Raw genomic sequence first — 13354 nt, 5'->3', positions numbered from 1 at the left:
TTTAACGATTCCTTTTAGCTGATAATGAAAGCCAATTGATTATACCATTAGATAGGTCCAGAGAAACCCTACCGATTAATTACTTGGATACAAACAAGTAGATATTGGTCAGTTAGCCGATAAGATGTGCATCCTATTTTGGCGCTGCCGGTATAGCTTCATCGCTATTTTTTTGCGCTTTATCTTTATAGCAGATGATTGACCATGATAAAATAATGAAGCAGCGAATATCGAGAAATTATCACTAAAATAGTCAAATTGTTATAGCTAATCGTGCCGTTATCTATAATACTAAATTATGATGTCATAAGTATGGGATTGATGATGAATAAGAGACTGGTCATTCAGATTGAGATTAATCCGGCGGAACTATTCTTGAATCGGCATTATCAACAGTTGTGTACTATTGTAGCCTCATTAGGTTATCAGATTGAACTATACGCTGACTTGATTATATCCACTGATGTGAGTGGTATGATTAGTGAGTGCCCGACTATAGATGAAGCCGCCGTACCCTGTATCACTATCGATAAGCTTTCATCGCCTAAGCATCTCATCAACTATTTAGTTCAGTTACTCACTATCAATGAGTTAAAGCAAATCCAGCCGACTAAGCAGGCTTTAATTGATTATCATAGTCGGTTTAAACTGCTGTTATTAGCCTATTCACAACCTGAATATAGAAAAATAGGGCCCTATGTCGCACAGCTACAAGCGGTGACTGAAGAGACTTTGCAAATCTATAAAAAAAAACTACTCACTATTTTTGCTTTGGGTTCAAGTAAACAAAACCATAGCAATGTCGTACAACATCTGCAAGGCTACTTTCGTCCTTATTTGAATGCACAGCAAAAACAGCAACTGGTTGAGCAGATTGAGGCATTCCGACAAGGCCAGTTATCGCTTTTAGTCGTGATCAATCAGTTAAATGACTATCTGGCTTTATATCCGAATGATTATTTACGTCAGCAGTATTATTTAACCGGTTACCGGGATATATTACAACACAGTTATCTTATTTTAGAGGATTCTGCCCATGTCGAATAAAAGATCTACGCACTTAGTTTGGTTTCGTAATGATCTACGAGTGACTGATAATCCTGCCCTGTCTATGGCATGCGAAGATCCACAAGCGAATGTGATAGCCGTTTTTATTGCAACGCCAGGGCAATGGCGGCAGCATGATATGTCAGCCAGACAAGCGCATTTTATCTATGATAATTTGTTAGCTTTACAACAATCCTTAGCGGTATTAGGTATTCCACTACTTTATCAACAATGCGACGATTTTACGGCATCTGTTGATATTTTGGTTACGCTTTGTCAGCAGCATGCTGTCAGCAAGTTATTTTACAATCATCAGTATGAGTTTAATGAACAACAGCGGGATATTTTGCTTGGGCAAAAATTGTCAAATTCAGTCAATGTCACAGGTTGTCATGGTAATCTATTTTTGCCGCCGCTGTCGGTTTTGACGGGTAATCACGAAATGTATAAAGTTTTTACCCCTTTTAGGCAGTCATTTTTGCAAACATTTTTTGCTGCGAATATGACGGTTACGCCAAAGCCACAGCCTCGAAATCACCCGATAAGTCAGAGTCACATACCCCCTTTTGATTATCCATATGCCGATTATCACGATTTGCCGGCTGGAGAAGCGGCCGCTTTAGATAGATTGCGGCATTTTTGTGCGCAGCAGGTGCATGATTATGCACAAACGCGCGATCGTCCGGCACTAGATGGAACCAGTAAGTTGTCGGCCTATTTAGCGTTAGGGATTATTTCAGTTAAACAGTGTTTTATGCGACTCTCGTTGGAAAATCCGCTGTTTTGGCAGGATCAGCAAAGTGGCGCTTTTGTTTGGTTTAATGAGTTAATCTGGCGTGAATTTTATCAGCATTTACTGGTTGCTTATCCCAGATTGAGTAAAGGAAAACCATTTATTGATTGGACTGATAGTGTGATTTGGCAAAACAGTCCGGCTGATTTTTCTTTGTGGCAAACCGGGATGACCGGATATCCGATTGTTGATGCTGCAATGCGTCAGTTAAATCAAACTGGCTGGATGCATAACCGGTTGCGAATGATCTGTGCCAGTTTTCTAGTCAAAGATCTCTTAATTGACTGGCGTTGGGGTGAACGTTATTTTATGTCACAGTTAACCGATGGGGATTTAGCTGCGAATAATGGTGGATGGCAGTGGGCGGCCTCAACCGGTACCGATGCAGCGCCATATTTTCGTATTTTTAATCCAACGACGCAGGGCGAGCGCTTTGATACTCAAGGTGATTTTATCCGGCACTGGCTGCCTGAATTAGCGCAGGTACCGGATAAGTTTATTCATGTGCCACATTCATGGGCTAATGAACAACAGAAAACACTGGATTATCCCTTACCGATGGTCGATCACCAGTCCGCCAGAAAATTGACTTTGTCGGCCTACGAACAGGCTAAAACCATTTAGCCCGTTAAGATAGAGGAAATAAAAGTTTAGTGAGAAATTGATTTGGATTAGCGTCTGATTGTCATCGACAATCGATACAGGCAAACCATATACTATAACGATTAAAATATCATTATGAAGGAATAAATTATGACCGCGATGTCGATTTTTTTATCTGCTGAGGCTGCGCCAATAACCTGGGGCAAAAACGCGTTAATCAGTTTCAATGACGTAGGCGCGATCATTCATTATCGAGAAAATCACCGCTTAGGCGCAATTCAGCGTGCGGGACGCAAGCTTGATGGTCAGGGAATTAAAAGTATCAAGTTAGCCGGCGAAGGTTGGGATGTTGAAGCTTGCTGGCATTTTTGGCAAGGATTTCGTCATCCTAAATGTAATAACGTGATTGCGTGGCCAGAATTAAGTGAATCCGATATGGCTGAACTGCGTCATCGTTTACTGATCATTGATTGGGTTCGCGATACCATCAACATGCCAGCCGAAGAGCTAGGCCCGGTGGCACTTGCTCAGCGAAGCGTCAGTTTAATCGCATCAGTAACCGATCAATTTGAATATACGTTAACCGCGGGTGAAGCGCTCAATGATAAAGGCTATCACGGTATTTATACAGTTGGTCGAGGTTCCACGCGTGAGCCAGCTCTATTAACACTCGATTTCAATCCGACAGGTGATGTGAAAGCGCCTGTCAATGTCTGTTTGGTGGGTAAAGGAATTACTTTTGATTCAGGTGGTTATAGCCTAAAACCGAGTAATTTTATGGAGTCAATGAAATCAGATATGGGCGGTGCGGCGACGGTTGCCGGTGCACTAGCGCTGGCGATTGTACGTGGACTGAATAAACGGGTAAAACTGATCTTGTGTTGTGCCGATAATATGGTCAGTGGCAGTGCCTTCAAATTGGGGGATATTATTCATTATCGTAATGGTAAAACCGTTGAGGTGACTAATACCGATGCTGAGGGGCGGCTCGTATTAGCCGATGGTTTAATTGATGCTGAGCAGTATCAACCAGAACTAATAATTGATTGTGCGACGTTAACGGGTGCGGCAAAAATTGCGGTAGGTAATGATTATCATTCATTACTGAGTTTTGACGATATCATGGCTGGCCAGTTATTAGCGTCTGCTCAGCAAGAATATGAGCCTTTTTGGCGTTTACCACTGGCTGAATTTCATCGTAGTCAGTTACCTTCAGCTTTTGCTGATTTAAATAATGCGGGGCAAGCCAATACGGCGGGCGCAAGTACAGCCGCTGCATTTTTATCCCATTTTCTTGAATCTTATCAACAGGGTTGGTTACATATTGACTGCTCGGCGACTTATCGTAAAAGTCCCGTTGATTTATGGGCGACAGGTGCGACAGGGCTTGGGGTGCGAAGCTTAGCGAATTTTTTATTGCAGAGATAAATGGGTACAGATCAAAAAACGGCAGGATTGCCGTTTTTTGAATATCACGCAATGCGCGTAAACTTATTGAATCACTTTTGCTTGAATAATCTTAATCGGTTCTAGAGGAACATTGTCATAACCTTTCGAGCGTCCTGTTTTGATCTCGGCAATTTTATCCACGATATCCATGCCGTCGATCACTTTACCAAATACGGCATAACCATAATTTTTAGGTGATTGATAATTAAGAAAATCATTATTGACTAAATTGATAAAAAACTGACTGGTCGCACTATCTATGACGTTGGTTCTGGCCATCGCAATCGTGCCACGTTGATTTTTAAGACCGTTATTGGCTTCATTTTTGATTGCAGGATTCGTCTCTTTTTGTTCCATAGTACTATTAAAACCGCCCCCTTGAATCATAAAATTGGGAATAACACGATGAAAAATCAGACCATCATAAAAACCGCTATTAACATATTTCAAAAAGTTGGCACTTGAGATTGGCGCTGCTTTTGTGTTGAGCTCAATCACAATATCCCCTAAATTCGTCACCATTTTCACTTTAGTATCGGCAAATGATGCCGCAGAGATAAGTGAAAACATCATCGCAATAATCCAAACTAGCCCTTTCTTAAACATAACAACCGTTCCCTTATTGAGTTTATTTTTTTGTTTTCTACTGAGCGTAACAAAACAATCCATGTTGATATTTCTATTCATATTATTGCACCATTTAAAAGATAAATAATGCATTTTTTACCTGCTATTTGAATTAAGACATATTTTATGGAAATAGTTCCCAAAATTTGCATAATTATTGTTTGACGATTAAAAAAACAGCGATAAAGAAGATGTCTTTGATATATCAAGACTATTTTGGTTGATATATCCTGTTTGAAACTATTTTATCATGGGGGCTGTTGATGATCGGTTTTCTACAAACGCGATGTTTTTTATGTCATTTATCTTTGCGATTATCTCAGCACGGTATCTGTAGTTACTGTTTAAAACAACTAACAGCCATCGACTGCCCTTGTTTACTGTGTAGTCTGCCCTCTTTTTCTACGCCTGTTTGTTATTCTTGTCGACATAAATCGCCATTATGGTCGATTTTGATGGCGGTAACCGCTTATCGTGAACCGTTGAAACAGTTGGTTCATCAATTAAAGTTTAATCGACGGATTGAATTATCTTATCTGTTTGGACGCTTACTGCTATTAAGATGGCTGGATTATCGACGTATACAGGGATTACAAAAACCAGATCTGGTTCTGTCAGTCCCCTTATCTCAACGTCGACAAGCACAGCGAGGTTTTAATCAAACTGCCTTGATGGCTAAGTTAGTGGCTTATTGGCTTGATTGTGATTATAGTCAAGACCAATTAATTCGAAAAAAATTGACACCCGATCAAAAATATTTATCTGCACGCGATCGTCGCGCCAATTTGCATAATGCTTTTGATTGTCAGGATTTATTATCGGGTAAACGTATCCTATTAGTTGATGATATTGTCACGACGGGCAGTACTATTGATGAGATTTGTCAGGTTTTAGCCCGCAATGGTGCAAAAGATATTCAAGTAATTTGTTTATGCAGAACCTTGTAGAAACAATAAACAGCCCCTATAATAACCTACAATAGAGGTCAACTATTTTAGGATAATAAGTTATGTCAATTGTCACAATTACAGAATCAGCACAGACTCATTTTAAAAAATTGTTGGAAAAACAGCCAGAAAATACACAAATTCGGATTTTTGTTATCAATCCTGGCACGCCATCGGCGGAGTGTGGTGTCTCTTATTGTCCACCGGATAGTGTCGAAGAAAAAGATGTGAAACAAGTTTTCGCTGATTTTTCGGTCTATATTGATGAAATTAGTGCTCCTTTTTTGGAGGAGGCATTGATTGACTTTACTATAGATGATCTTGGATCTCAGCTGACGTTAAAAGCACCTAATTCGAAAATGAGAAAAGTGGCTGATGATGCACCTTTAATTGAACGTGTTCAATATGTTTTACAGTCAAAAATTAATCCTCAGCTAGCTGGCCATGGTGGTTATGTCTCTTTGGTTGAAATAACCGATGATCATTTCGTTATTTTACAATTTGGTGGTGGCTGTAATGGATGCTCTATGATTGACGTGACATTAAAAGAGGGCATTGAAAAAGAGCTAATGGCAGAGTTCCCTGAACTTGCAGGCGTAAAGGATCTTACTGAGCACCAGCGTGGCGAGCACTCTTACTATTAAGTGTTGTATAAGCGAATTAACTTACATGTCAGTATCATCATTGAGTTCTCATTTATTCAGGTTGAATAAGGATGTTTGTGCGAATAAATCAATATTTCGCAACGATGCGATAAACAAAAATGTCTATTATTTAAATTAAAATTGATTAATAGTTATATTTTATTTGTTTTTCGATTATAATTACTGATTATTTTTTAGGTAAGATAGTTCATTTTAGGGTATTTTCACAGTGATAGTGGTACAAATTTTATGAATCAAATACACATTATTTCTGATTTGATTAAATGGATTGAAAAAAATTTAGAGCAGCCGCTATCGATAGATAATGTTGCTAAAAAATCCGGCTATTCTAAATGGCACTTACAGCGTATGTTTAAAGAAGTTACCGGCTGTATTCTAGGTACTTATATTCGTCATCGTCGCTTAACGCATGCAGCGTTGGCGCTGAAGCTCACCAGTAAACCGATTTTAGATATTGCTATGCAGTATCGATTTGATTCGCAACAAACTTTTACGCGTTCATTTAAAAAGCAGTTTAGTTTAACACCCGCGAGCTATCGTCGTGCTGAGTATTGGGATCCTGCGGGATTAACGCCACCTATTGAATTGGATAAGAAGCCGTTAATGTTGCCTGAACCTCAATTTATTACATTTCCGGATAAAGTTTTCTGGGGCGTGGCTTATAAGAGCCGCTGTAATCTGAATGAGATACTGAGTGAGAAAATCAAAATTCGAGAGAACTTCTTCAAAGATTATGTGAAGAAGTATGTTAAGAGTAAAGAACATTTCCCATCACAGGTTTTTGCTTTTAGTATGCCACAACCGAGTATCGATAATCCTGATGAACAAGAGATGATCTATACGATAGCGCTAGAAGAGAAGAAAAATATCGAAGATATTTATGCCTTTCATCGTAAAGAAGGCTTATATGTCTGCTTTAAATATATTGGTCCTACTGATGGTTTTTGGGCCTTCATTGAGCAGATCTATCTTGCTGCATTACCGGCACTTAGCGTTAAACGTCGTAAAGATCCTGATATTGAAATTCATTATCATTGTGATACGCATGACTTTAGTAACGGCTTGTTTGAGAGCCCAGAAGAAATTGAGTGTGACTATTGCATTCCGATTATTATGAAAGAGTAATCGATTGATTTGATGGCGGTCGATGTGACCGCCAATATTATCGATAATCTCTACATGATTGACTGTTTTACGCCGATTTGCTACTACCGACCTATTCCTTACACATCCGATTTAACTAGCAGATTTTTTTCTAGCCAGGTTTTGAGCTCAGGTTTCGCTTCTTTGAGGCTATTAGAACCGCGCGTGACCGTCGCTATACCAATACCTAAGCGATTTTTAAGCTCACGTTGATTGATACTCCCTTCCAGCAGAAGTTTAATAATCTCAACTCGTGTGGCAATCGCGTCTCGCTCATCTAGTGTTAATAATAATTTCAGTAAATCAAATTCTACATTATCTTTAAATGCTTGTTTGAGCAGTTCGACAGTATTTTGCCAATCATCTTGTTGCATAACTTACCCTTTCTATATGGCCTTAATTAAATTGATTATCTGGTTATTGGTTGGCCCCGAAAATCATTTTACCAGGGTTTTCAGGGCGGACTATTTGGTGATGAGAATAGTGTCTATGTTATCCAGTTAGTCAAGTTTAATATCTATTATTAATAAGTTGCTTTTAACTCATCATCAGTGAGCAATTGTTGTGGCTGATGATTCAAAATAAGTCGATAGATATAATCGTAAACCAGTACATTTTTTACATAATTGCGTGTTTCTGTAAAAGGAATGGTTTCGATAAATACATCGACGCCGAGCGTACCATGAGTATCATTGAGCCAGCGTTTGACTCTATTGGGTCCGGCATTATAAGCGGCGGAAGATAAAACCCGATTTTTATTAAATTGCTGATACATATTTTCAAGAAATTGCGTACCGAGTCGAATGTTAGTTTCTGGCTCATATAATTGATCCGCTGAGGCGTAATTCAAATCACTGATTTTACTGGCGGTATCTTTTGCGGTTGCTGGCATTAATTGCATGAGTCCCCGGGCGCCTGCAGGAGAAGAGACTGTTGGTTCAAGTGCACTTTCTTGTCTGGAAATCGCTAATGAGTAGGAAACGGGCACATCCTTATCCGCTAAAGCACTTTTAAATGTCTCCACGTAGACGACAGGAAAACGTTCTACCCAATTGTTCCATAACTTACCCGCAATCGTTGCTTGTACACTATGCTCACCCCAACCTTGAATATAGGCATAGCGCGCTAATGTAGCCAGGTTGGCTTGTTGCGATGGCTGTGAGAGTAAAAAACGCCATTCACGACTAGCGGCAGCATAATCTTGCCAGTAGCGAAGCTCCCGGACACGCTGAATAACCTTATTATGATCATATTGTTGTTTTAATGCGGTTTGCTCTGCTTGTGAGGTTAAACCCTCGATGACCGGATAGTTGAGATCATACGCGTAGTTTAACCCTAATTTTTGTGCGCTCAGCATGGCATAGTAGCCACGGCTTTGTGAAACTGAGGTGAATAGCGTTTTTGCAGCAGTCTTTTTATTTTGTTTTTCTAACAAAATAGCTTTCCAGTAACGCCATTCATCTTTTTCTTGATCGGCATCAGGCAAGACATTGATCCAGTTAGCGAGGGCTTTATCATCTTTATCACGTAGTGCTTGACGAATTCTGCGTTCAATTAAAGCGGTATTTTTGCTGTTCGCGATAATCTTATCACGCCACGCAATCTGTGTTTTGGTGGCTGATGGACTGAAGAACTGCCAGGCGATAGCTATTTTTAAGCTCTCTTGCTCTGCTACCGATAAATGTTGTTGTTTAGCAATAGTCGGTAATATTTTTAAGGCATATTGTGGATCTTTACGCGCGAGTCGGCTAAAACTACTCAAAACGATATCTTGGGTAAATTGGCTATAAGTGACTGTTTTAGAAAAGGAGACCAGCTTTAAGGGATCATTGAGCATATTTAATAGAGCGCTACGTGTCGTTTTATAAGTATCCGGTAGCTGATTTGTCAAATAACGCGCCAGATTGATATTACCTGCTTTCAGCGCTAATTCTATTCGTAGTAAAACCAGATTAGTGGTCCGTGCGCCGGATTTTTGCCAAATATCCAGAATAGGATCACAAGATGATGGTAGCTCCTGACCGGTTAACCATAGATTCTTAATCGGCTCCAAGGCTTTTTTATTATGATTATTATACCGAGCCACATAACTATAGCAGCGTGATTGCAATGAATTATCAATCGGGAATTTAGCAAGATCTTGCCACTGCTGGTTATCGTTAAGGATTTTGGTATATAGACGCTGTAAATCACCTGATAAAGGGGAATCAGCATAAGTTTTGATAAAATCGATAACTTGTTCAGCCGGCACGGTTTTGATATTGTTAACCAGATAACGATAGAGGGCATAGGGATAGAGCGGATAATCTTTGAACTGCTCTAGCTGCTTCAGTTGTGTGGCACTATCCAGGCTACTTTGATTATCTTGCCACTGCTGATATAACTTTCGCTGTTCAGCGATCGGTAATGAACTATTGGCGAAAACATAGCCACTGAGTACCGTCATTATGCTGATAATGACCAAAAACTGTTTCATTATTTTCCTCATGATAAAAATCTTCCTTGCTGAACAAATCAATCGATAATATCGCCTAATAGTGTAACATGCTGATATGATAATACTAGCGATTATCGTATCATCTGGCCTTATATGATGCGGTAATACCATCACGACTCGCTGATGATAAAAGTACAAGGTGTGCTTAAAATAGTGTGAATTTATTTTTTAACTGTATCTATCGCGGTTAAGTGACTGATTTTTCTGGCGTGGTGTGAGGTTAAATTCAGCCTATAGTGACACTTTGCTCAAACTTTAGTAATAAGTTGTGTATAAATTAGCGCTTCACTCAATTTGTTCATATTTATTCACTTATTCCCTTGCAATTAATCTCTTTTGCTATATTATATGCAGCTCTTGACGCGGGGTGGAGCAGCTTGGTAGCTCGTCGGGCTCATAACCCGAAGGTCGTTGGTTCAAATCCAGCCCCCGCAACCAATTTCCTCTTCCATTGGTCTACCTTCAAAAAATTCTCTGTATTCTTCAATATTTCTGCTATTTTTTCCAGATGCTCTGCTTTCAGGATATGGCTTGTTATAATCTTTTTTATACAACAGTATTATGGCACAGAGTGCTTTCAAACACTGACGAATCTGAAGTAATTCCGCTTTATTGTTTAAGATTAATATCTCGGTTAGCACACTTAATCCGGTAATAAGCTAAACTTTTCTCTGCGTTAGATAACTTTTAATCCCATTTAAAATCGATTTGGCGACTTGGTTTTGGAAGTTAGCTGATCGTAAGCGATTTTCTTCTGCCGGATTACTAATAAAGGCTGTTTCTACCAATACGGATGGAACATCTGGTGCTTTTAATACGGCAAAGCCAGCCTGTTCGACGGTTTTTTTATGTAATGGATTCACGCTTTTGAGATGATTTAAGATAGCCTCACCGAGGAGTAAGCTATTACTAATCGTGGTTTTTTGGACTAAATCTAAGATAGTGTGATCGAGATATTGATCGCCACTTCGGCTCACCCCACCAATTTCATCTGCTTCATTTTGGGTTTGTGCCAGATAACTCGCTGCTGAGCTACTCGCGCCTCTGGTTGAGAGCGCAAAGACAGATGAGCCTTTGACTTGTCGGCTGGTGAACGCATCGGCGTGAATGGAAATAAACAGATCAGCATGTAACGTACGTGCTTTTGCCACTCTGACCTTTAAAGGTAAAAAAACGTCTTCATTACGTGTCATATAGACTTTCATGTTAGGCTCTTTTTTTATCAGATCACGTAAGCGACGTGCAATTTGTAATACGATGACTTTTTCTTTTGTTTTATAATAGCCGATTGCCCCGGGATCTTCGCCACCATGACCCGGGTCGAGCATGATAACAATTCTATTATCGACTTTAATCGGTTTATTGCTACTGTCTGACTGGGAAAGTTGTCCTTTATTATACTCTTCTAAAAGAGCAATAAGCGGATCATCATCGACCGCTTGCTGGCTCTGCGGATAGAGATCAATGACCAAGCGATATTTAAATTCCGCAATCGGCTTTAAGGTAAAAATGTTAGGATTGACTTTTTGTTTCAACTCAATCACTAAGCGAACGGTATTTTTATCAAACTGCCCGACACGTAAATTTTTAATATAAGGGTCATCGGGGCTGACCAGCTCAGTGATATTGCGAAAGACTGAATTAAACGATAAATCATCAATATCCACGACAATCCGATCTGGTGATGATAAAGAGAATTGACGGAACACCAGTGGCAGATTTGATTCGAGTGTTATGCGTGTGTAGGTTGATGATGGCCAAACTCGCACTGCAACCATTTGCGTTGATGCAGCAAAGCCGACGCGACTCACGCTTAGTACGCAAGCCGCCATAATTCCCTTGAACAGTAGTCGACGTGTTGAACTATGCGAATCTGACATAACAATGAATCTCTAAGGCAATAACGATAAAATTAAATTGGCCTAATCATATCATTAATTTGTATTGAAATCTCATCATTAACACGATCTGTTGATGGAATATAGCGTGTTTTGTTCTGTGCTTAGCGTGTGAAAAAGCTATTTTATGCGTATTCCGGCATCATTGCTGATTATCATTATTGTAGTGGCTGATTTTATTCATCCGCTTATGGCAATGTCGATATAAATGCGATTTATTGATAGCGCGGTATTCTAAATAATTATTATTTTCCTTTGTGTTATTATCATTTTTTGCTTTAATGAGACAATCTTTTCGGTGATGGCAAATCTTGATAAAAAGAAACCAGCAATGAGCGGCATGATTATCTCTCAATGACGGATTTGCTTAACGATTGACGTATCTCAGTGAGATGAATCAAAATGAGTCGATATTGTTGATAGCGCTTAAACGATGATGCTTGTACGCGCAAGGTGTAATCAGTATATCCTGTGGCATGAATAAATAACATGGAATGATAAATATGAAAAATGTAGGGTTTGTTGGTTGGCGGGGTATGGTGGGTTCTGTACTGATGCAGCGAATGGTTGAGGAGCGTGATTTTGATTTAATTAATCCGATTTTTTTCTCAACCTCTCAAATGGGTCAGACTGCCCCTGCCTATAATGGTAAAACCGGTGTATTGCAAGATGCTAATGATATTGAGGCACTTGCGGCACTCGATATTATTATCAGTTGTCAAGGTGGTGATTATACTGCTGAAATTTATCCTAAACTACGTGCAGCTGGCTGGCAGGGATTTTGGATTGATGCCGCGTCAACGTTAAGAATGCACAAAGAGGCGCTGATTATTCTTGATCCAGTGAACCGCGCGCATATTGATCAAGCGCTGGATAAAGGTATTAAGGCATTCATTGGTGGAAACTGTACGGTAAGCTTAATGTTAATGTCACTAGGTGGCCTATTTGCCCATAATCTGGTCGATTGGGTTTCAGTTGCTACTTATCAGGCGGCTTCTGGTGGTGGTGCTCGTCATATGCGTGAGCTGCTGACACAAATGGGGATGTTACACGCTCAGGTCGCTAAAGATTTAGAAAATCCAGCTGCCTCCATTTTAGATATTGAACGTAAGGTCACCGCAAGAATGCGCGATGGTACTTTACCAACTGATAATTTTGGTGTGCCACTGGCTGGCAGTTTGATTCCATGGATTGATAAACAACTGGAAAATGGTCAAAGCCGAGAAGAGTGGAAAGGCCAGGCGGAAACCAATAAGATTTTAAACACGAGCACGATCATTCCTGTTGATGGTTTATGTGTACGTGTTGGTGCGCTGCGCTGTCATAGTCAGTCATTTACGATTAAGCTGAAACAAGATGTATCAATTCCTGACATTGAACAAATATTAGCACATCATAATGAGTGGGTTAAAGTGATCCCTAATGACCGAGAATTATCGATGAAAGGGTTAACACCAGCAGCCGTCACTGGTACGTTATCAACCCCTGTGGGCCGTTTACGTAAACTCAATATGGGTAAAGAGTATTTGTCTGCTTTTAATGTGGGCGATCAACTGCTATGGGGTGCGGCAGAACCGTTACGCCGTATGCTACGTATTCTACTCTAAGTCTTGTCTTATATAGTGTGAGAGATGGCGGAGATTATTCCGCCATTCAATCGTCTTTATTTCAATATTTTCATATTA

Annotated in this window: 11 protein-coding genes and 1 tRNA gene; 8 read left to right on the top strand and 4 right to left on the bottom strand. The window is 39.8% G+C overall.

The genetic code is table 11. The features are described 5' to 3' along the window. The first annotated feature begins 324 nt into the window (after positions 1–324). From RHO15_00800 to pepB, 3 genes are all read left to right on the top strand, one after another. Positions 325–1047, top strand: a complete 723-nt coding sequence (locus RHO15_00800) for a DUF1722 domain-containing protein (GenBank protein ID WVD64083.1) — start codon at positions 325–327, stop codon at positions 1045–1047. Next, positions 1037–2464, top strand: a complete 1428-nt coding sequence (gene phrB, locus RHO15_00795; protein ID WVD64082.1) for a deoxyribodipyrimidine photo-lyase — start codon at positions 1037–1039, stop codon at positions 2462–2464. Before RHO15_00800 ends, phrB begins: the two co-directional genes overlap by 11 nt. Before the next feature lie 129 nt (positions 2465–2593). Further along, positions 2594–3871: an aminopeptidase PepB gene (gene pepB, locus RHO15_00790; protein ID WVD64081.1), complete on the top strand. Its 1278-nt coding sequence runs from the start codon at positions 2594–2596 to the stop codon at positions 3869–3871. A gap of 63 nt (positions 3872–3934) precedes the next feature. Here pepB and RHO15_00785 read toward each other — a convergent pair whose 3' ends face one another. Next, the gene (locus RHO15_00785; protein WVD64952.1) at positions 3935–4414 is read right to left on the bottom strand and encodes a peptidylprolyl isomerase; all 480 of its coding nucleotides are present in this window, start codon (positions 4412–4414) and stop codon (positions 3935–3937) included. A gap of 368 nt (positions 4415–4782) precedes the next feature. Between RHO15_00785 and RHO15_00780 the strand changes: the two genes are divergently transcribed. The 3 genes from RHO15_00780 to robA all read left to right on the top strand — a co-directional run bounded on the left by RHO15_00780 (position 4783) and on the right by robA (position 7256). Next, positions 4783–5466, top strand: coding sequence for a phosphoribosyltransferase family protein (locus tag RHO15_00780; GenBank protein WVD64080.1), 684 nt, complete (start codon positions 4783–4785; stop codon positions 5464–5466). A 62-nt stretch (positions 5467–5528) separates the two neighbouring features. Beyond that, positions 5529–6110, top strand: a complete 582-nt coding sequence (gene nfuA, locus RHO15_00775; GenBank protein WVD64079.1) for a Fe-S biogenesis protein NfuA — start codon at positions 5529–5531, stop codon at positions 6108–6110. A 249-nt stretch (positions 6111–6359) separates the two neighbouring features. Further along, complete coding sequence (gene robA, locus RHO15_00770) at positions 6360–7256, top strand: MDR efflux pump AcrAB transcriptional activator RobA (GenBank protein ID WVD64078.1); 897 nt, start codon at positions 6360–6362, stop codon at positions 7254–7256. Between the two features lie 98 nt (positions 7257–7354). On the opposite strand, the gene trpR is transcribed toward robA, so the two are convergent. Together trpR and sltY are read right to left on the bottom strand one after the other, a co-directional pair. Continuing rightward, complete coding sequence (gene trpR, locus RHO15_00765) at positions 7355–7648, bottom strand: trp operon repressor (protein WVD64077.1); 294 nt, start codon at positions 7646–7648, stop codon at positions 7355–7357. 149 nt (positions 7649–7797) lie between these two features. After that, entirely contained in the window at positions 7798–9750 is a 1953-nt protein-coding gene (gene sltY / locus RHO15_00760) for a murein transglycosylase (protein ID WVD64076.1), read from the bottom strand. A 382-nt stretch (positions 9751–10132) separates the two neighbouring features. Here sltY and RHO15_00755 point away from each other — a divergent pair. After that, positions 10133–10209: transfer RNA gene (locus RHO15_00755), tRNA-Met, on the top strand. A 221-nt stretch (positions 10210–10430) separates the two neighbouring features. On the opposite strand, the gene RHO15_00750 is transcribed toward RHO15_00755, so the two are convergent. Then, complete coding sequence (locus RHO15_00750) at positions 10431–11651, bottom strand: N-acetylmuramoyl-L-alanine amidase (protein ID WVD64075.1); 1221 nt, start codon at positions 11649–11651, stop codon at positions 10431–10433. 521 nt (positions 11652–12172) lie between these two features. Between RHO15_00750 and asd the strand changes: the two genes are divergently transcribed. Beyond that, the gene (gene asd / locus RHO15_00745; protein ID WVD64074.1) at positions 12173–13276 is read left to right on the top strand and encodes an aspartate-semialdehyde dehydrogenase; all 1104 of its coding nucleotides are present in this window, start codon (positions 12173–12175) and stop codon (positions 13274–13276) included. Positions 13277–13354: the final 78 nt, after the last annotated feature.

The organism is Orbaceae bacterium lpD01, assembly GCA_036251705.1.
Lineage (GTDB): Bacteria > Pseudomonadota > Gammaproteobacteria > Enterobacterales > Orbaceae > Utexia > Utexia brackfieldae.
The sequence above is the reverse complement of the archived record's forward strand: the minus strand, read 5'-3'. Positions and strand labels throughout refer to the sequence as shown.

What these genes read in the sequence shown, in the direction of transcription:
- RHO15_00750 (WVD64075.1), bottom strand. Translation starts at nt 11,651, where the DNA reads ATGTCAGATTCGCATAGTTCAACACGTCGACTACTGTTCAAGGGAATT.
- trpR (WVD64077.1), bottom strand. Translation starts at nt 7,648, where the DNA reads ATGCAACAAGATGATTGGCAAAATACTGTCGAACTGCTCAAACAAGCA.
- nfuA (WVD64079.1), top strand. Translation starts at nt 5,529, where the DNA reads ATGTCAATTGTCACAATTACAGAATCAGCACAGACTCATTTTAAAAAA.
- robA (WVD64078.1), top strand. Translation starts at nt 6,360, where the DNA reads ATGAATCAAATACACATTATTTCTGATTTGATTAAATGGATTGAAAAA.
- pepB (WVD64081.1), top strand. Translation starts at nt 2,594, where the DNA reads ATGACCGCGATGTCGATTTTTTTATCTGCTGAGGCTGCGCCAATAACC.
- asd (WVD64074.1), top strand. Translation starts at nt 12,173, where the DNA reads ATGAAAAATGTAGGGTTTGTTGGTTGGCGGGGTATGGTGGGTTCTGTA.
- phrB (WVD64082.1), top strand. Translation starts at nt 1,037, where the DNA reads ATGTCGAATAAAAGATCTACGCACTTAGTTTGGTTTCGTAATGATCTA.
- RHO15_00780 (WVD64080.1), top strand. Translation starts at nt 4,783, where the DNA reads ATGATCGGTTTTCTACAAACGCGATGTTTTTTATGTCATTTATCTTTG.
- sltY (WVD64076.1), bottom strand. Translation starts at nt 9,750, where the DNA reads ATGAAACAGTTTTTGGTCATTATCAGCATAATGACGGTACTCAGTGGC.
- RHO15_00785 (WVD64952.1), bottom strand. Translation starts at nt 4,414, where the DNA reads ATGGTGACGAATTTAGGGGATATTGTGATTGAGCTCAACACAAAAGCA.
- RHO15_00800 (WVD64083.1), top strand. Translation starts at nt 325, where the DNA reads ATGAATAAGAGACTGGTCATTCAGATTGAGATTAATCCGGCGGAACTA.